Annotated in this window: 13 protein-coding genes; 12 read left to right on the top strand and 1 reads right to left on the bottom strand. The window is 64.1% G+C overall.

The annotated features are described in order from the left end of the window. Nucleotides 1-222: 222 nt before the first annotated feature. The 7 genes from DF196_RS10970 to pstB all read left to right on the top strand — a co-directional run bounded on the left by DF196_RS10970 (nt 223) and on the right by pstB (nt 8,477). The gene (locus DF196_RS10970) at nt 223-1,536 is read left to right on the top strand and encodes an MFS transporter (RefSeq protein ID WP_109057853.1); all 1,314 of its coding nucleotides are present in this window, start codon (nt 223-225) and stop codon (nt 1,534-1,536) included. A 168-nt stretch (nt 1,537-1,704) separates the two neighbouring features. Further along, the gene (locus DF196_RS10975) at nt 1,705-3,009 is read left to right on the top strand and encodes a sensor histidine kinase (RefSeq protein WP_109057854.1); all 1,305 of its coding nucleotides are present in this window, start codon (nt 1,705-1,707) and stop codon (nt 3,007-3,009) included. A gap of 249 nt (nt 3,010-3,258) precedes the next feature. Further along, nucleotides 3,259-3,963, top strand: a complete 705-nt coding sequence (locus DF196_RS10980; protein ID WP_170115056.1) for a response regulator transcription factor — start codon at nt 3,259-3,261, stop codon at nt 3,961-3,963. A 240-nt stretch (nt 3,964-4,203) separates the two neighbouring features. Further along, the gene (gene pstS, locus DF196_RS10985; RefSeq protein ID WP_109057856.1) at nt 4,204-5,337 is read left to right on the top strand and encodes a phosphate ABC transporter substrate-binding protein PstS; all 1,134 of its coding nucleotides are present in this window, start codon (nt 4,204-4,206) and stop codon (nt 5,335-5,337) included. 212 nt (nt 5,338-5,549) lie between these two features. Beyond that, nucleotides 5,550-6,506, top strand: a complete 957-nt coding sequence (gene pstC / locus DF196_RS10990; RefSeq protein ID WP_109057857.1) for a phosphate ABC transporter permease subunit PstC — start codon at nt 5,550-5,552, stop codon at nt 6,504-6,506. Continuing rightward, on the top strand, nt 6,506-7,498 hold the full coding sequence (gene pstA / locus DF196_RS10995; protein ID WP_109057858.1) for a phosphate ABC transporter permease PstA: 993 nt from the start codon (nt 6,506-6,508) through the stop codon (nt 7,496-7,498). Before pstC ends, pstA begins: the two co-directional genes overlap by 1 nt. Nucleotides 7,499-7,697: 199 nt before the next feature. Then, nucleotides 7,698-8,477 (top strand): phosphate ABC transporter ATP-binding protein PstB, encoded by a 780-nt coding sequence (pstB, locus tag DF196_RS11000; RefSeq protein ID WP_033890559.1) that lies wholly within the window; start codon nt 7,698-7,700, stop codon nt 8,475-8,477. Nucleotides 8,478-9,279: 802 nt separating this feature from the next. On the opposite strand, the gene DF196_RS11005 is transcribed toward pstB, so the two are convergent. Next, complete coding sequence (locus tag DF196_RS11005) at nt 9,280-10,674, bottom strand: NCS2 family permease (protein WP_109057859.1); 1,395 nt, start codon at nt 10,672-10,674, stop codon at nt 9,280-9,282. 532 nt (nt 10,675-11,206) lie between these two features. On the opposite strand from DF196_RS11005, the gene DF196_RS11010 reads away from it, so the two are divergent. The 5 genes from DF196_RS11010 to DF196_RS11035 all read left to right on the top strand — a co-directional run bounded on the left by DF196_RS11010 (nt 11,207) and on the right by DF196_RS11035 (nt 18,988). Beyond that, the gene (locus tag DF196_RS11010) at nt 11,207-12,082 is read left to right on the top strand and encodes a hypothetical protein (RefSeq protein ID WP_109057860.1); all 876 of its coding nucleotides are present in this window, start codon (nt 11,207-11,209) and stop codon (nt 12,080-12,082) included. A 424-nt stretch (nt 12,083-12,506) separates the two neighbouring features. After that, a complete protein-coding gene (rplJ, locus tag DF196_RS11020; protein WP_109057861.1) occupies nt 12,507-13,028 on the top strand; it encodes a 50S ribosomal protein L10 in 522 nt (173 codons plus the stop codon). 109 nt (nt 13,029-13,137) lie between these two features. Next, entirely contained in the window at nt 13,138-13,518 is a 381-nt protein-coding gene (gene rplL / locus DF196_RS11025) for a 50S ribosomal protein L7/L12 (protein WP_109057862.1), read from the top strand. A 227-nt stretch (nt 13,519-13,745) separates the two neighbouring features. Continuing rightward, nucleotides 13,746-15,245 carry an FHA domain-containing protein gene (locus DF196_RS11030; protein WP_170115057.1) on the top strand — a complete coding sequence of 500 codons (1,500 nt, stop codon included), beginning with the start codon at nt 13,746-13,748 and terminating at the stop codon, nt 15,243-15,245. Between the two features lie 8 nt (nt 15,246-15,253). Beyond that, complete coding sequence (locus DF196_RS11035) at nt 15,254-18,988, top strand: helicase (RefSeq protein ID WP_158276318.1); 3,735 nt, start codon at nt 15,254-15,256, stop codon at nt 18,986-18,988. The last annotated feature ends 2 nt before the right edge of the window (nt 18,989-18,990 follow it).

The raw sequence follows: 18,990 nt of genomic DNA on the forward strand, positions 1-18,990 counted from the left end.
CACGGACCACCTGTGCACTATGTGAGCGTTCTCGCCACCCCCGCCGTCGCTTGAGCCATACTCATGCGTCAGGCACAGCGATGTGTGGGGGTAACGTCGCTGGGGCCACAAGCCATACCAACCCTTCCTCCGCATGCCGGTCGCTGTGCTTCATTTCGTGAAGACAGATATCCGCGGATAGGTAATACGCGGAATCCATGCAGCATGAGGGGAAGAGGAAACATGTCTGCAAGTGCATCCGCAGCGATGACGAAACCGGTGAAGAAGGATTCGGTTCCCGAGATCATCGCCGCATCCATGGTCGGTACGGCCATCGAGTTCTACGACAACTACTGCTATTCCATCGCAGCCGCCAGCTACTTCGGTATGGTGTTCTTCACCGAAGTCGCCAAGTCCAACCAGGCGCTCGCCACGCTGATGGCGTTCGTCACGTTCGCCGTCTCCTTCCTGGCCCGTCCGTTCGGCTCCATGCTGTTCGGCCACTTCGGCGACAAGATGGGCCGCAAGAAGACCCTGGTGATCGCCCTGATGACCATGGGCATCGCCACCTTCCTGGTCGGCTGCCTGCCCGGCTATGACCAGATCGGCGCATGGTCCGTGGTGATCCTGTGCATCTGCCGTGCCTGCCAGGGCGTGGGTCTCGCCGGCGAATGGTCCGGCGCCGCGCTGGTGGCCACCGAGAACGCCCCGGCCGACAAGCGCGCCCTGTACGGTTCCTTCCCGAACCTCGGCGCCCCGATCGGCTTCTTCTGCGCCTACGGCCTGAACCTGCTGCTCGAGTCCAACCTGAGCCAGGAGCAGATGGTGGCCTTCGGCTGGCGTATCCCGTTCCTGTGCTCCGCCGTGCTGGTTGCCATCGGCCTGTACGTGCGTGCCCGCATGTCCGAGACCCCGGTGTTCCAGAAGGCCTCCGACGAGAAGCGCACCTCCAAGCACCCGCTGACCGACCTGCTGCCGTACTGGAAGGAAGTCCTTCTCGGCACCGTGGCCATGGGCATCACCTACACGCTGTTCTACATCCTCGGCACCTGGTCCCTGGCCTACGGCGTCAAGGGCCTGAAGTTCACGCAGGGCGAGTACCTGCTCATGCAGATGACCTCCGTGATCTTCTTCGCCATCTTCATCATCATCTCCTGCGTGTATGCCGATAAGATCGGCCGCAAGAAGGTGCTCATCGCGGCGACCTTCTGCACGCTGGTGTTCAGCTTCTTCACCCCGCTGCTCCTCGTGCACTCCGCGGCGCACATCATGATCTTCCTGTGCGTGGGCTTCGTGTTCATGGGCAGCCTCTTCGGACCGTGCGGCGCCTACCTGCCCGAGCTGTTCCCGGTGCACGTGCGCTACTCCGGCGCCGGCCTGAGCTACAACCTCGCCGCCATCTTCGGTGGCGCGTTCGCCCCGACCATCGCCCAGGCCCTGGTCACCTCCAAGTTCGGCGTGGCCGGTGTGGGCTGGTACATGGCCATCATGGCCGCCGTCGCCCTGCTCGCCCTGTTCCTCATCAAGGAAAGCAAGGACAAGGACTACGATCTGTGAGCCCTGACAGACAGGCCTGATCAAGGCTGATACAGACAAAACGCCGTCTTCCGTTTTCGCGGGAGGCGGCGTTTTTTGTTGTCGTCGCACGCAAAACTAGATGAACAGTAGGCGAACTTACGTAGTTTGGCCGTGGCGCTACATCCCGGGCGTTTTAGGCTAGAAGCCATGGGAATCTGGAAATTCGTCGTACTTGTGGTGCTCGCCGCGTTGGTTCTGGCGTGGGCCGTCGTCATCGCGTACAACAAGGGTCGCGTCGCCGGGCGCAAAGCCGCCGAGGAGGCCGCCGCCACGGACGAGGACGCATGGTCGCTCTTCGGCCGTGATGTGCCGGTGCGTCCCACCGAACGACGTCTCGTCGAAGTCCTGCCCGAAGCCCTGATCGTGACCGACCGCAACGGCACCGTCCACTACGCCAGTCCCGGTTCGGTGCCGTTCGGCCTGGTGTCCAGCGGCCGCCTCAACTCGCGCGAGGTCGAGGACATCCTCACCCAGGCCGCGTCCGACGGCGGCGTGCGCGAACGCGAGGTCCAGCTGCCCGTCCACCGCAACCAGTTCCCGACCCTGAACGGCAAGGGCATCGAGGCCGGCCAGTCGCTGCCGTCCAACACGCTGTACCTGCGCGTGCGCATCGGCGATATCGACGACGACCTCTACGCCATCCTCATCAACGACGTGTCCGAGCAGCGCCGCTTCGAGGCCGTGCGCCGCGACTTCGTGACCAACGTCTCGCATGAGCTCAAGACCCCGGCCGGCGCGATCTCGCTGCTCGCCGAGACCATCACCGACGCCGCCGACGACCCGGACGCAGTCCGCTACTTCTCCGGCCGCATCACCAAGGAATCCGCGCGTCTGACCGAGCTCGTCCGCCATCTCATCGACCTGCAGAAAGCCCAGACCTCGCAGGGCGTGATGAACCCGGAGCGTATTTCGGCGCTGGACGTGGCCCGCGCCGGCATCGCCGCCAACCGCGTGCAGGCGGACGCGCGGCATGTGGACATCCGTCTGAGCGTCAATGGCAAGCCCGTGCCACTGGACGAGGGAGAGGGCGAGGATCCGGTCGAAGCCCCGAAGGCACCGGCCATCGTCGCCGACAAGGAGGCGATGAACACCGCCGTCAAGAACCTGGTGGAGAACGCCATCCACTATTCGCCCGAGCACACCACCGTGGCCGTGGGCGTGAGCGAACAGGGCGGCCGCGTGGTCATCCGCGTGGTCGATCAGGGCATCGGCATCCCCGAACAGTCGCTGGACCGCATTTTCGAGCGGTTCTACCGGGTCGATCCCGCCCGCTCCCGCCAGACCGGCGGCTCGGGACTGGGGCTGGCCATCACCAAGCACTGCGTGCAGGAGAACGGCGGCAAGATCGCCGTATGGTCGCGCGAGGGCGAGGGGTCCACGTTCACCATCACCATGCCCGAGGCTCCGGAGGAGCACGGCGGCGACGGCACGGGCGAACGCACGCGGCAGTGACGCACGGGTGGCCGCGTCCGTAAGCGATGCGCGTACCGGTGATCGCGCATCGCGGAAGCCTTTCGGCGGACACCGTGGGAACTTGCGCCACGCGCTGCAGGGCGGGGCACCATGCGCGGCATCCGGCGTAGACATACCGCAGAATTACGTACTTCAGTCAAACAGCAGGCAAACAGAGAGCGAATGGTTACGATGGAATCTGGAAATTTTGTGCCGATGCGCACGGGAACCTACCCGAGAAAGGCTACTATGACGCGCATTCTTATCGTCGAAGACGAGGAATCCTATCGTGAGCCGCTGGTTTACCAGCTCACGCGCGAAGGCTACGACGTGTCCGCCGCCGCCACCGGCGAGGAGGGGCTGGAACTGTTCACCAAGGGCGGCATCGATCTGGTGCTGCTCGACCTCATGCTGCCCGGCATCGACGGCACCGCGCTGTGCCGCCGCATCCGCGAGCAGAGCCGTGTGCCGATCATCATGCTCACCGCCAAAAGCGCCGAGATCGACAAGGTCGTGGGCCTGGAGATCGGCGCGGACGATTACGTGACCAAGCCGTATTCGTTCCGTGAACTGCTGGCCCGCATCCGCGCCGTCATGCGCCGCAACCAGGCCACCATGCAGGCCTCCGGCTCCGTGGACGACGACATCCCGCTGGTCTGCGGCGACATCGCCATGCAGGTGGGCCAGCACCAGGTCACCGTGCGCGGCGAAACCGTGTTCTTCCCGCTCAAGGAATTCGAGCTGCTGGAATACCTCATGCAGAACAAGGGCCGCGTGATGACCCGCCACCAGCTCATCGACCGCATCTGGGGCTCCGACTACGTGGGGGACACCAAGACCCTCGACGTGCACGTCAAGCGCGTGCGCTCCAAGATCGAGGAGGATCCGGCACACCCCAAGTACTTGACCACCGTGCGCGGCCTCGGCTACAAGATTGATACGCCCGCCGAGTAAGCCGGTCGGCCGTCCGACCAAGGTCCGTATATCATGCTCCCGCCATCGGGAGCATTTTTATTCCGGCCGCGCACCCACAAACTACGTAGCGCAAACGTAGTCGCATTCATCAGCAAGTGTTCATCTTCCGTTTACTGATTTCGTGCTCCCCGCCCTCCAACCGCCCATAGGCTTGTAGTTGTCATGAATCGAACGGGCCGTTCGGACCCGCGAACATTGATAGAGGGAATTCAAGAAATCATGCAGAAGAACATTCTCGTTCGCTCCCTTGCCGCCCTTTCCGGCATTGTGATGCTTGCTTCCGTGGCTGCTTGCGGCGACAACACCGCTTCCACCAACACCAACTCTTCTTCCACCGACTCCTCCTCCAAGTCCACCCCGATCTCCGGTGACTTCCAGGGCGCCGGCGCCACCTCCCAGCAGGCCGCCGTCGAGGCTTGGATCGCCGGCTTCCAGGGCACCAACCCGGATGCCAAGATCGCCTACAACCCCACCGGTTCCGGCGCCGGCGTGACCACCTTCCTGACCGGCGCCACCGCCTGGGCCGGCTCTGACAAGGCCCTGTCCGACGACGACATCGCCAAGTCCAAGTCCGTCTGCGCCTCCGGCCAGGCCTTCGACGTGCCGGTCTACATCTCCCCGATCGCCATCGTCTTCAACCTGAAGGGCGTTTCCGACGCCGGCAAGCACGTCAACCTCGACGCCGCCACCGCCGCCAAGATCTTCGACGGCAAGATCACCACCTGGAACGATCCGGCCATCCAGGACCAGAACAAGGATCTGAAGCTGCCGGCCACCCCGATCACCGTGGTTCACCGTTCCGATAAGTCCGGCACCACCCAGAACTTCGTCTCCTACTTCAAGGATCAGGCTCCTGACGCCTGGACCTACGACCTGTCCGAGAACTGGCCGAACGAGGTCGGCCAGGGCGCCAAGGGCACTTCCGGCGTGATCTCCACCGTCAAGCAGGCCGACGGCACCATCGGTTACGCCGACTTCTCCCAGGTCGGTGACCTCGGCACCGCCGCCATCAAGGTCGGCGACAAGTACAACGAGATTTCCGCCGAGGCCGGCTCCAAGGTCATCGAGGACTCCAAGCTCGACGACACCGCCAAGGGCGAGAACCGCGTGGTCGTCAAGATCAACCACGCCACCGAGGCCGACGGCGCCTACCCGATCGTCCTGGTCTCCTACGACATCGTCTGCCCGGCCTACAAGGATGCCAAGCAGGGTGAGTTCGCCAAGGCTTGGCTGACCTACGTCACTTCCGCCGAGGGCCAGAAGGCCGCTCAGGACGCCGCCGGCTCCGCTCCGCTGCCGTCCAGCCTGACCTCTCAGATCACCAAGTCCATCGAAGCCATCAAGACCAAGTGATCGCACGGGCCTCACATACGGCACGGGCACGGATCCTGATCCGATAACCGAATAGCAGACTGCACTGCAGTCGGAACTTTGAGCCGCAGTCGTAGCACCTCTACGGCTGCGGCTCAAAGCCGGTTAAGGCACATGTCCGAAAACGGCGCCGAACGGCCCGATCATCTGGCTGAAACCCCATCCTCAAGAAAATCCTTCGTTAAGGAGAATCCGTGAGTTCGCAAGACAAAACGGCTCTGCAACCCTCCGGCGGCAAAACCGCCGACAAGGTGTTCCGCGGCGTGGCCTACGCCTGCGGCATCCTGATCCTGGTCGTGCTCGCAGCCGTGTTCCTCTTCCTCTTCTTCCGCGCGTGGCCGCTCATCGGCGGCGACCAGAAGGCCAACAGCGAGACCATCTCCAGCTTCACCGGCGGCAAGGTCTCCAGCTTCTGGGGCTACGTGCTGCCGTTGCTGTTCGGTACGGTGCTCATCTCCATCTTGGCCCTGATCATCGCGTTCTTCGTGTCCATCGGCATCGCCCTGTTCATCTCGCACTACGCGCCGAAGAGCGTCGCCACCGGTCTGAGCTACGTCATCGACCTGCTCGCCGCAATCCCCTCCGTTATCTACGGTCTGTGGGGCGGCCTGATCCTGGTGCCCGCCATCTACCCGTTCTGGAACTGGGTGGCCAACCATTTGGGCTGGTTCCCGCTGTTCGCCGGCCCCGCCGCCAACCCGCAGCGTACGGTGGCCACCGTGGCCGTGGTGCTCGCCGTGATGGTCCTGCCGATCATCACCTCCATGTCGCGCGATATCTTCCTGCAGACCCCGACCCTCCAGCAGGAGGCCGCCTACGGTCTAGGCGCCACCAAGTGGGAGATGATCAAGCTGGCCGTGATTCCGTTCGGCCGCTCCGGCATCGTCTCCGCATCCATGCTGGCCCTCGGTCGTGCACTTGGCGAGACGATGGCCGTGTTGATGATCCTCTCCCCGAGCGTCACCGGCTACTCCATCAAGATCCTGCAGGCCTCCCAGAGCAACGCGATCGCATCCAACATTGCCGCCCAGTGCCCCGAAGCCAACGATCTTGGTGTTTCCGTGCTGATCGGAACCGGTCTGATCCTGTTCCTCATCACCTTCATCGTCAACTTCGCGGCTCGCAAGATCACTGAGAAGGCAGGTGCCTGATGGCTGAAGAAACCAAGAAGAAGAACCTTGACGGCGCGCCCGTCATCGACTTCGACAAGTTCCGCCCCACCCGCTCCTCCGAGCAGTACCGCAAGGGCAAGGACATGTTCATGTCCGGCCTGATCGCGCTGGCCTTCGTGATCGCCTGCATCCCGCTGATCTCCGTGCTGTACACCACCATCGTCAACGGCTTCAAGCGTCTGAACCTCAACTTCCTGAGCTACAACATGACCGGTGTGGTCGGCGGCAACCCGACCCCCTCCGGCGGCTACGGCGGCGTGCTCCACGCCATCATCGGCACCCTGGAGATCACCGGCGGCGCCATGCTGATCTCCATCCCGATCGGCATCATGTGCGCCGTGTACCTCGTCGAATACGCACATGGTGGCAAGCTCGCCATGACCATCTCCCTGCTGGTCGACGTGATGAGCGGCATTCCTTCCATCGTCGCCGGTCTGTTCGCCTTCTCGATGTTCACCATCGTGTTCGGCCCCGGCACCATCAACGGTTTCGAAGGCTCCGTGGCACTCTCCCTGCTGATGCTGCCCACCGTGGTCAAGTCCTGCGAGGAGATGCTCAAGATCGTGCCGAACGATCTGCGTGAGGCTTCCCTGGCCCTCGGCGTCACCAAGCAGCGCACCATCACCAAGATCGTGCTGCGTACGGCCCTGCCGGGCATCGTCTCCGGCTGCATCCTCGCCATCGCCCGCGTGATCGGCGAGACCGCACCGCTGCTCATGACCGCAGGCTACATCGCCAGCACGAACGTCAACCTGTTCGCCGGCCAGATGACCACGCTGCCTGTGTACGTCTACCAGGAGTACTCCAAGCTCTCCGCCAACTGCCCGGCCAACGCCACCGCGGACTGCGTGACCACCATCCCGATGGAACGCGCCTGGGCCGCCGCCCTCGTGCTGATCATCGTGGTGCTGGTGCTCAACCTCATCGGCCGCCTGGTGGCGAAGGTCTTCGCCGTCAAGACCGAGCGCTAAAGACACCTCTCTCGGCTCCCCTTGTCAGGACATTGCCGTGAAGCAAATAGCGGAGCTGTTTGTAGGCAATGTGCGAGACGACAGTCGAGCCAACAGAACACGAACGAAGTTCGTCCTTAATTGCAGGATGAGCTGGCGGCGAAGCCGACTGAGGGTAGTCCATAATCGTCAGAAGACATAAAAACAATAAGGAAACATCATGGGACAACGTATTGACGTCAACCACGAGAACATCTACTACGGCGACTTCCTGGCCGTGGAGGATGTGAACATCAACATCGAGGCGAACAAGGTCACCGCCTTCATCGGCCCGTCCGGCTGCGGCAAGTCCACCGTGCTGCGCACGCTCGACCGCATGCACGAGCTCATCCCCGGCGCGCACGTCGAGGGCGAGGTCCTGCTCGAGGGCAAGAACCTGTACGACAAGGACGTGGACCCCGTCTCCGTCCGTCGTGACGTGGGCATGGTCTTCCAGCGCCCGAACCCGTTCCCGACCATGTCCATCCGCGAGAACGTGCTCGCCGGTGTGCGTCTGAACAACAAGCACATCAGCAAGTCCGACGCGGACGATCTGGTCGAGTGGGCCCTGCGCGGCGCCAACCTGTGGAACGAGGTCAAGGATCGTCTTGACAACCCTGGCATCGGCCTGTCCGGCGGCCAGCAGCAGCGTCTGTGCATCGCCCGCGCCGTGGCCGTCCACCCGCAGGTGGTGCTCATGGACGAGCCCTGCTCCGCCCTCGACCCGATCTCCACCCTGGCCGTTGAGGATCTGATCAACGAGCTCAAGGACGACTACACCATCGTGATCGTGACCCACAACATGCAGCAGGCCGCCCGTATCGCCGACTACACGGCCTTCTTCAACCTGAAGGCCGTGGGCCAGCCGGGCCACCTGGAGTACTTCGCGGACACCACCACGATGTTCAACAACCCCCAGAACGCCGAGGCCGAGCGTTACATCTCCGGTCGTTTCGGCTGATCGTTTGACGGAAGGGCCCCGCTTCGGGCGGGGCTTTTCCGTCAAACGATCAGCGACGGAGCTGCTGAGCCGTCAAGCAAACAGTCCGGTGGACTGTTTGTAGGCGAAGACTCGGCGATAGCCGAGCAGCAACCAGTGCGTAGCTCCGTTGTCCGCGACGGAAGTCGCCGTCCCTCTATCAACAGCGGAAGCCCCGCATGGCATATATCTGCCGTGCGGGGCTTCCCGCGTTTTGGAGAGGGAACGGCCGGGGTGCGGTGGGCTGTCTATGGGCGTGCGGGCGTCGGTTTCTTGCTAGAAGACCCATGCGGCTAGCAAGAAACCGACGCAAAACCACCATTCAGCGTCGGTTCTGTGCTAGAAGGCATGCAGTCCTAGCGTGAAACCGACGCTCGCTGGCCGATTTGCGTCCGTTTCGTGCTAGTTTCCGCTCGCTAATAGCATGAAACCGACGCCGAAGGATGCGTATGGCCCGTTTGAGAGTCCTTCTTCAAGTGGATTGGGAATGTACCGGCGGCAAAAAGGCTCTGTTAAACCAAGATTGACATGACCCTTATTCTTGGCTCCCCAGGACATCGCCGTGATGCAAACAGCAGAGCTGTTTGTAGGCGATGTGCGAGACGACAGTCGAGCCAGTGGACTGCGAACGAAGTTCGTCCCTAATTGCAGGACGAGCTGTCGGCGAAGCCGACTGAGGGGTAGTCCAATGGAATTCATGTCAATCTTGGTTTAACAGAGCCAAAAATAAACCCGCACCGAACGAATCGATGCGGGTTTATGTTTGTTGTCTACAGCGCTCGTACTACAGCAGCGCCATGCACACGAAGTCCAGGATGAACAGCGCGGAGACGATCCACAGCAGCGGGTGGACCTCCTTGGCCTTGCCCTTGCAGGTCTTCACGATGCAGTACATGATGAAGCCGCCGGCGATACCGTAGGAGATGGAGTAGGAGAAGGCCATGAATACGGCCGCGAAGAACGCCGGGATGGCGTCGTCGATGTTGGCCCAGTCGATTTCCTTCAGCGAGGCGGCCATCAGGCAGCCCACGATCACCAGCACGCCTGCGGTGGCCGCGGACGGCACGGCGGAGATCACCGGGGCCAGGAACGCGGACAGCGCGAAGCAGATGGCCACCACCACGGAGGTCAGGCCGGTGCGGCCGCCCGCGGCGATGCCGGCGGAGGACTCCACATAGGTCGTGGTGTTGGAGGTGCCGCAGATGGCGCCGATGGACGTGGCGATGGAGTCGGCGAACAGGGCCTTGTCCATCTTGGAGGAGAAGCCGTGGCCGTTCTCCAGGGCCTCCTCATCGGCGGCGGAGAAGATGCCGGTGCGGCGGCCGGTGCCGATGAACGTGCCCAGCGTGTCGAAGGTGTCGGACATGGAGAAGGCGAAGATCGTCACGATCACGAGCGGAAGCTTGGTCGGATCGGAGAACAGCGCCGGGAAGCCGTCGGCGGAGAAGATCGCGCCGAAGGTCTGCGGCAGCTGGGAGAAGGTCTCGGAGATGGACACGGAGGAGCCGAAGTTGGTCACGCCGAACGGGATGCCGGCCACGGTGGTGATGGCGATGGCCAGCAGCAGACCGCCCTTGACCTTCATGACCGTGAAGACGATGGCCAGCACGAGACCGATGAGGAAGACCCACAGCACCTTGTCGTTGAACTCGGCCAGACCCGGGGTGGCGGCCACGGCACCGCCCTTGGCGGCCTCCTTGGCGTCGCCGGGGGTGAACTTGATGAGGCCCACGTTCAGCATGCCCACGTACGCCACGAACAGGCCGATGCCACCGCCGATGGCCTGCTGCAGTACCTCGGGGATGGCCATGATGATCATCTTGCGGATCTTGGTGACGGTGATGACGATGTTGATCAGACCACACAGGAACACCATGCACAGGGTCTGCTGCCAGGTGAAGCCCAGGCCGAAGCACACCGTGTAGGTGAAGAATGCGTTGAGGCCCATGCCGGCCGCCTGCGCGTACGGCACGTTGGCGAACAGGCCCATGACCAGGGTGCCGATGATGGCCGCGATGATGGTGGCCAGGAACACGCCGCCCCACGGCATACCCGTCTTGGACAGGATCTGCGGGTTGACGACGATGATGTACGCCATCGCGAAGAACGTGGTCAGACCGGCCAGGATCTCGGTCGAGGCCGTCGTGTTGTTCTCCTTCAGATGGAAGAACTTCTCCATACTCTCTACTTCCTTGGGTTGTGCGGGGCTCTTTTGTCGCGGCTGAAATATGCTCGGCAGCGGCGGCCCCGGCGAGAATTGCGACTCGCCCTGACCGGCCCGGCAGACACACGTCCGGTGCCGCTCGCCCGATCAGAACCGTGGCCGATTATAAACCACGCCTATAACGCGCTTGTTTTGGCGGCGATGCCGATCCCATCGCCTTCAAGTGAGGGCCGAGGCCGGGCTGCGGTCATTTCGGTCTAGAAAGCGGCGGCTTCTGTACTGAAAGGACCGCTAGAAAACGGATCTGTGACGTATCGCCGGGATTCGGCCGGCTGCCATGGCATGAGCCGATGCGGGATAGGTCGGCCATTCGCGCTGATTGCTTAGCTGTCCGGGAGGTCCTTGGCGCTTGGCGGGACTAATGTGGACAGCGGGCATCGCCGGACGCCAACGGGTGTCACCGTATATATGGTCTGCCGGTGCCGAAGAATGAATGACGGGCAAAAAGGCGTAGAGGCGCGTTCGAGTGCGCGATAGGGGAGAGCAGATGAAGTCAGCGGTCGAAGTGAGCATCACGTCGTGGAGGAAGAACGTCGTCAAACCGGGCCAGGAGCACGGCCGCGTGCTGCTCATGCCGGGCACCGGCTACAACTGCGATCGCCCTCTGCTCTACTGGGCGGCGCAGGCCCTGGCCGAGGCCGGCTGGCGCATCGACCGCATGAATGTGCGCAATGCTTCGGACGACCTGTCCACCGTGATTCCCGTGCTCAACGAGGCCATTGACGGCTGGGTCAAGTCCGTGCGTGGCAAGTCAGCGGGCAAGGATGCGCAGGGTGATGCCGCCCAGAGCGTGAACACGGCCTTTGCTTCCGGTGATTCCGGCGTAACGTCCGGCAGTGGGTCTGCCGGCGATTCCGGCATGGTGACGGGAGCATCGTCCTCCGCCGGTTCCGCATCGCCTGCCAAGCCCCAGCGCCTCCTGCTCATCGGCAAGTCCCTGACCACCATGACCTACCCGCATGTGGCCTCGCACTACGGCCTGCCGTTCGTGCTGCTCACGCCGGTGCTGCACCACGCCGACTTCGATCCGTCCGCGCGCGTGATTCCGGTGCCCGCCGTGGGCGACGACATCGTGGGCGAGCCCGAGGCCCCGTCCGTCGAGGTCGCGGCCGAGGTGATCCGTTCCGAGCATTCCGGCAGCTCGCACGCGGCCGGTTCGCGCTATCCGGGTCCGGCACCGCTGGTGTGCGCCGGCACCGCCGACCCGTTCTACGACCGCATCCGCGCCAACGCCCTGACCCCGCACGTGCACGAGTACCCGGACGCCAACCACTCCATCGAGGTGCCCGGCCATTGGCGCCGCTCGCTCGACTATCTCAAGGAAGTCACCGCATCGGTGGCCCAGTACGCCGCCACGTTGTGACGGTGCCTTTCTGGGGCAGAATCCCCTCAGTCGCCGTCGGCGACAGCTCCTCTCAAGGAGAGGAACTGGGAAATAAGACGCAGGCTCCCCTCCCCGAGGGGGAACTGTCAGCGAAGCTGACTGAGGGGAGCCCGCCAAAACCGCCTGACGCCCAATCCGCCCGCGACACGCCCGAATTCCACGTTGTCGTCACCACATCATAATCTATCCACTCGTAAACCACAGACCGTTGGTTGAAGTGCGCGTGAGCGTATTTCCGAAGTTTGGTTCGCCAGGCCAGCGCAGGTTGAGAGATATAAGCCCGTCAAGGGCCAGCAAGTTAGCGCTTGCGAGATTATGTTGCTCTGCCTGTGCGCAGGGCTTTTTTATTGCCCTGCCAGACGTTTCCGGACAAAAGTCAACGGCCGACTAAGGAAGGAACGCCATGAAGAGGCCCGAAAAGGAAGTGGTGGTCGCCCAGCTTACGGAGCAGTTCCGTAACGCTGACGCTGTCTACCTGACCGAGTACCGCGGGCTTACCGTTCCGCAGATCTCCGATCTGCGCGAAAAGCTAGGCCGCGATACTTCCTACACTGTGGCTAAGAACACGCTGGCTCGCATCGCCGCCAAGGAAGCGGGTATCGAGGGTCTCGATGAGATTCTCGCTGGCCCGACCGCCATCACCTTCGTGAAGGGCGACTTCATTGAGGCTGCGAAGGTCATCCGTGACTTCGCCAAGGACAACAAGGCTCTCGTCATCAAGGGTGCTGCCGCTGACGGCACCGTCTACGATGCCGAGGGTGCCAAGAAGCTGGCGGACCTCAAGTCCCGCCCGCAGCTGCTCGCCGAGTTCGCCGGCGACGTCAAGGCTACGATGGCCAAGGCCGCGTACCTGTTCAACGCTCTGCCGACCAAGGCCGTGCGTACGATCGACGCCCTGCGCGAAAAGCAGGAGAAGGCTGCCTGATTTTCGCCTTCGCGGCTTGAATCAGATGCTTCGATAATTCAATAAACAAGGTTTATTTAGGCGGTGGATCTCCACTTCGTCCACTGCCAAGATTTGAAAGGAAGCCATAATGGCTAAGTACACCAACGATGAGCTGCTGGAAGCCTTCGGCGAGATGACCCTGGTCGAGCTCTCCGAGTTCGTGAAGGCCTTCGAGGAGAAGTTCGACGTCGAGGCTGCTGCCCCGGTCGCCGCTGTTGCCGCTGCCGCTCCGGCCGCTGCCGCCGCTGAGGAGGAGAAGGACGAGTTCGACGTCATCCTCTCCGCCGTTGGCGACAAGAAGATCCAGGTCATCAAGGCCGTCCGCGCCATCACCAACCTCGGCCTGGCCGAGGCCAAGGCTCTCGTCGACGGCGCTCCGAAGGCCGTCCTGGAGAAGGCCAAGAAGGAAGACGCCGAGAAGGCCAAGGCTCAGCTGGAAGAGGCTGGCGCTTCCGTCGAGCTCAAGTGATTTGCGCGGCATAAGCCGCAACTCACATAGCTTTTTGGGGAACCCCGCACCTGCATGCAGGCTGCGGGGTTTTCCGCATTCCGGAGTCGTGCGCCCCATCGTGGAAAGCGGCGGAACCGTCAGGCGTACGTCCTGTGCCAAAGCCACGGCAAATACGCCGAAAATCGTGAAGTAATGACACAATGGCACGTAGTATGGCCAGTAGTGTGTTGAGGGAGGCAGTCACGGTGAGTGAATGGACGGTGCGAATCAATGGTGCTGACCAGGCCAGCGTCAAACCGGGCGAAAGCGTGGAGATAGGCCGCAAGCCGCTGCGTCCCCTTGCCGATGACGGCAACACGCGCATCGACATCGTCGATCAGACCAAATCCATGTCCAAGCGCCATGCGCTGTTCGGCGTGCGCGAGAACGGCGCCGGCTATGTGCGCGACCTCGGCTCCACCAACGGCTCCTACGTGGTCCGGGACAACGGCGACCTGCTGCGCCTGCCTGCCAACGCCGACTTCCTGCTGCCCACCTCACCGATGCGCATGCAGTTCGGCGATGTGCCGGCCGACTTCATCCGCATCGAGGAATCGGATGACACCGATGAGCACCCGCAAGTCCCTGACCTGTTCGGTTACGCCGTGGGGGAGGCCCCGCAGGAACCGGACGCCGCGGACATGTCCGTGGACGACATCCTCGACCTGCGCGCCGGCGAGCCCACCGCCATGTTCAGCGCAGACATGGTCAAGCGCAAGGTCCGCGAGGACGCGATGATCCTGGACAGCCTCAGCATCCCGCAGCTCGCCACCAAGCCGGAGGAGCCCGCCAAGCCGCGCGACCTGTTCGCCGACGCGCTCTCCCAGCAGTCCGAGCCGGAGCATGGCGACGACTTCGAAGTCCCCGGCACCAGCGCATCCGACGCTGGTCAGTCCGGTCAATCCGATCGTGCCGGTGAGCCCGGTCAGTCCGGCCTGTTCGCGGGTACGCCCGCCGCAGGCGCAACGGAGACCTCCCGCGACGAGTGGACCCGTGTGGTGCCGCAGTCCGCTCGTCCGGTGATCCGCACGTCGGTGCCGGATGTGGTGCCGGTGGACGCCATCGCCCATGCCGTGACCCGCCCAGCCGCCTCGAACGTCGAGACGAACGCCGGCAACACCGCGAACGCCGTGACCCAGCCGGAACAGGGCGGACAGCAGTCCCAGTCACCGTCCGGAAGCCAGCAGCCCGCCGCCGGCGACGCGCGAAACGATTCCGCCGAACCGATCGTCACGTCCGATCCCTCCGCGATGACGAACCCGGCGGATCAGCATCAGTCTTCCGACATCGTGTCCGGCGCATCCGGTGAAGACGCGCAGCAGCCGTCCGACGATGCCGCTGCCTCGACGCAGCAAAACGCCGCCACCGGCATTGTCGGCAACGACGACCCGGACGCCGCAGGCGTCTACTCGCCCGCCTTCGAGCCCGGTTCGGTGTTCGACCGTGTGGCCAAGGGCGAACTCAAGGCCCAGGAGGAAGTGATCGAGGTCGATGGACTGACCTCGGACGACGCCAAGCGCACGCAGGATTTCTCGATGCAGTTCGAGATCGCCCGCCACCCGGAACTGCTGGCGTTCCTGGCCATGAACCCGTATCTGTATGACGACATGTACGCATGGCTCGCCGCGCGAGGCGAGGCCGACATCGATGAGGCCCTGGCACACAACAAGGGCTATCAGGAATACCGCGAAGCGGTTGGAAAGTGAGCCCGAGGATGACTCAGAACCAGACGAACGAAAACCCGTCGATTGACGGCCAGAACGGCCAGAACGGCCAGGGCGAGGCGGCCGAGCAGAACACGGCCCAGTCGCCCGCGCAGCCGGTCCCGACCCTCCAGTCGCAGGCCCAGCAGCGCGCCATCGAGGCCGGACTCAACCGTATCCGCCGCTGGCGCGACCAGTACCGCGGCATGCTGGCGCCCTCCCCGCTGGAAGACGTGAGCCAGCTGACCGCCAAACTGGACATGACCCACGCCCATCCCTCCGGCGTGGCCCAGCTGTTCGCCTCCGGCCATGTGATGCTGGACTCGCTGTTCCGCGACTCCGGCGTGCTCAAGGCCGCCGAACGCCATGTGGCCCGCGTGCTGGACGACCAGTCCGCCAAGCGCCGCGTCTCCGGCGTGGCCGAACTGTCCCTGGTGGTGGGCGTGGCCACGTGGAAGGGCAACGCACTGCCCGTGCTGCTTTATCCGGTGGACGTCACCGTACCCAAGGACGGCGTGCCCTCCATCCGCTTCTCCGGCCGCGTGGGCCTCAACAACGCATTCGTGAACGCGCTGCGTGAGCAGGGCGTGTTCCTGGACGAGGACGCCCTGTTCGACGGCTCCAACTACGACTCCGGCACCCCGGAGACCTCCGCCATGTTCTCCCGCATCGCCACCGAGGCGGACGAGCGCATCGCGGACTTCAGCATCGAACGCCAGATCCTGCTCGGCTGCCTGATGGACCCGTCCTCGCTGATGGTCAGCGAAGCCCGTCGCACCATCGACCAGCTCAAGGCCGGCCCCACCGGCAACACGCTGCTCGACGCATTGGCCGGCAGCGAAAGCGCCCAGGCCACGCTCAAGGCCGTGGACCTGCCGCAGTACAGCCCGTTCGACGCCGACCCGCACACCGAATACGAGGTGGGCGACGCCGACAACACCGTGCGATACGCCGCATCCCTGGCGGCCTCCGGCCATAGTGTGGTCGTGGACGGCGCCTTCTCCAAGGGCACCGCGGAAACCGCCGTGGCCATCGCATCCCGTTGCCTGATGAACGGCCGCTCCGTGCTGTACGTGCCGGGAGTCGCCGAACAGCGCCGCCGCTTCATGCAGGTGGCCGCCGCCAACGAGATGAAGGCCCAGCTGCTGGACGTGGCGGACGAGCATGCGAACACGGCCATCGACCAGCAACTCATCGCCGCCGTGGGCTTCCAGCCGGGCGTCGCCACGCAGCGCTTCGACCAGCTGGCCGACGAGCTCGTGGGCGTGCGCTCCCGTCTGACCCGTTATCTGGGCGACCTGCACGGCGTGAACGAGAAGTGGAAGGTCTCCGCCTACGAGACCATCCAGAACCTGGCCCGCATCTCCGTGCTGCCCACGCACCCGGCCACCCACGTGCGCTTGAAGGAACAGAGCGCCCTGACCGTGGGCGAGAACATGGAATCGTGGATCGGCAAGCTGGAGCGTGCCGGCGAACTCGGCGAATTCTCCATCGGTCCCGAGGACACGGCCTGGTACCGTGCCTCCCTGACCACCGAGCAGGATGCCGTGACCGCCTACCAGCGCGTGGACGACCTGCTGCGCAAGTTCCTGCCCGCCACGCGCGACCAGGTGGCCCGCACCGTGCAGACCTGCGGCTTCCCCGTGCCTGTGAGCAGCTACGAGTGGGGCAAGCAGGTCACCGTGCTCAAGAACCTCAGGCGAGTGCTCGACGTGTTCCAGCCCGAGATCTTCGAACGGGACATCGATGCCATGATCGAGGCCACCAAGCCCAAGGCCGTGCGCAAGGCCGAGGGCACGTCCATGGGCTTCTGGGAGCGTCGCCGCCACATCAAGGAGGCCAAGGGCCTGTTGCGCGTGGGCGCCCAGGTCGAGGACCTGCACGAGGCGCTCAAGGTGGTGGCCAAGCAGGGCGAGCAGTGGCACGAGTTCGTGCCCCACGGCGGTTGGCCGGTACTGCCCACCAAGCTGGATGAGATCATCTCCACCCAGGAAGCGCTGATGACCAACATGACGGCGCTCGACGCCGTCCTGGCCACCACGCCCTCCGGCGGCAACCTGGAGACCGACGACTTCACCAAGGTCGAGGCCCGCCTGAAGGCCCTGCTCGACGACCGCAAGGCCCTCGACACCCTGCCCGAGCGCTGCTGCCTCGAACAGGACTTCGCCGCCGCCGGCCTGAACGAGCTGGTGGCCGACCTGACCGCCCGCCATGCCACCGTGGAGCAGATTCGCGGCGAGGTGCAGCTGGCCTGGTGGACCACGGTGTTCGAGGACATCGTGCGTTCCTCCGCCATCATCTCCAACCAGGATGGCTCCGTGCTGCAGACCGCCTCCGATCGCTTCGCCCAGGTGGACGTGGAGCACGTGCGCTCCGTGGGCCCGATGGTGGCGCAGGAGTCCATGCGACGCCTGTGCGACATGCTCTTCTCCCGCACGCAGGAGGCCAACCAGCTGCACACCGCGCTCGCCGGGCGCGCCAACGTGCAGCTGAGCCGCATCCGCCGCAACCACCCGGAGATCCTGGCCGCCGCCAAGCCGATTCTGGTGGCCTCGCCGGGCACGCTGGCCGCGCTCACCGAGCCCGAAGGCCTTGCGGACGTGGCGATTCTGGATGCCTGCTCGCACATGCCGTCCATCGAACTGCTGTCCGTGCTGGCCCGCGTGCGCCAGGTGGTGATCATCGCGCACTGCGCCACCACCACATCCGAATCCGTGCGCCAGCTCATCGACATGCTGCCGCGCGTCGAGGTGGAGTCCGAACCCTCCCGCAGGCCGCCTCGTCTGGCCGCCTTCCTGGAATCCGAGGGCTATGGTTCCGTCCGCTACGATGTGACCACCGAACCGGCCGCGGGTGAAGTGCATTTCCACCGTGTGGAGGCCAACGGCGTGCCTGTCATGTCCACCGGACTGGTGGAATCCAGCCAGCAGGAGATCGACGAGGTGGTGCGCATCATCACCGAACGAGCCGGCCGCTTCACCGTGGTGCCCGCCAGCTACCGTCTGGCCGTGGTGGTCCTGACCGACGCCTTCCGCACCCGTCTCGGCGCGGAGCTCAAGTCGCTGGCCTCCAAGTCCGAGGCGATGAACCGGTTCCTGCGTCACGTGCGTCTGGTGAACCTGCGTGATGTGGCCGGCAGTCAGGCCACCGACGTGATCATTTCGCTGTGCTACGCCAAGACCGTGCATGGCCGCCTGCTGCAGCAGTTCGGCGTGCTCGAATCCGAAGGCGGCCGCGGCATGCTGCTCGACGCGCTGGCGCTGGCCGATCATGATCTGGACATCGTCTCCGCGTTCGGCCCCGAGGAGATGGAGGACGAGCGCCTGCACCAGCCCGGCCCGAAGTTCCTCAAGACCATGCTCACCTGGGCGGGCCAACTCGACGGCCGTCCGGTGCTGCCGGTCAAGAACGCGGCCACCGAGAACATGCTCTTCGCGGACATCGCCGACCGACTGCGCGCCCGTGGCCTTGAGACCGCGCTCGAATACGGCTTCGACAAGGGCATCAGGATCCCGCTGGTCGTGGGCGTCAAGGACAAGCCGTTCGCCCTCGCCGTGCAGACCGACGATGCGAACTTCATGTCCGTGCAGTCCACGCGCCGCCGTCACCGCCTGTCCGCGCAGGATCTGATCTCCCTGGGCTGGAACGTGATGACCGTGTGGAGCGTGGCCGCGTTCGTCAACCCGGACAAGGAAGTGGACCGCATTGTGGCGCGCATCAGCGAGATCTACGGCGAGGTCAAGTAGCC

The organism is Bifidobacterium callitrichidarum (assembly GCF_003129905.1).
GTDB lineage: Bacteria > Actinomycetota > Actinomycetes > Actinomycetales > Bifidobacteriaceae > Bifidobacterium > Bifidobacterium callitrichidarum.

Bases quoted from the DNA above. Each gene is read 5' to 3' on its own strand.
- DF196_RS11005 (WP_109057859.1), bottom strand. From the start codon at position 10,674: ATGGAGAAGTTCTTCCATCTGAAGGAGAACAACACGACGGCCTCGACC.
- rplL (WP_109057862.1), top strand. From the start codon at position 13,138: ATGGCTAAGTACACCAACGATGAGCTGCTGGAAGCCTTCGGCGAGATG.
- DF196_RS10975 (WP_109057854.1), top strand. From the start codon at position 1,705: ATGGGAATCTGGAAATTCGTCGTACTTGTGGTGCTCGCCGCGTTGGTT.
- DF196_RS11010 (WP_109057860.1), top strand. From the start codon at position 11,207: ATGAAGTCAGCGGTCGAAGTGAGCATCACGTCGTGGAGGAAGAACGTC.
- DF196_RS10970 (WP_109057853.1), top strand. From the start codon at position 223: ATGTCTGCAAGTGCATCCGCAGCGATGACGAAACCGGTGAAGAAGGAT.
- pstA (WP_109057858.1), top strand. From the start codon at position 6,506: ATGGCTGAAGAAACCAAGAAGAAGAACCTTGACGGCGCGCCCGTCATC.
- pstB (WP_033890559.1), top strand. From the start codon at position 7,698: ATGGGACAACGTATTGACGTCAACCACGAGAACATCTACTACGGCGAC.
- rplJ (WP_109057861.1), top strand. From the start codon at position 12,507: ATGAAGAGGCCCGAAAAGGAAGTGGTGGTCGCCCAGCTTACGGAGCAG.
- DF196_RS10980 (WP_170115056.1), top strand. From the start codon at position 3,259: ATGACGCGCATTCTTATCGTCGAAGACGAGGAATCCTATCGTGAGCCG.
- pstS (WP_109057856.1), top strand. From the start codon at position 4,204: ATGCAGAAGAACATTCTCGTTCGCTCCCTTGCCGCCCTTTCCGGCATT.
- DF196_RS11035 (WP_158276318.1), top strand. From the start codon at position 15,254: ATGACTCAGAACCAGACGAACGAAAACCCGTCGATTGACGGCCAGAAC.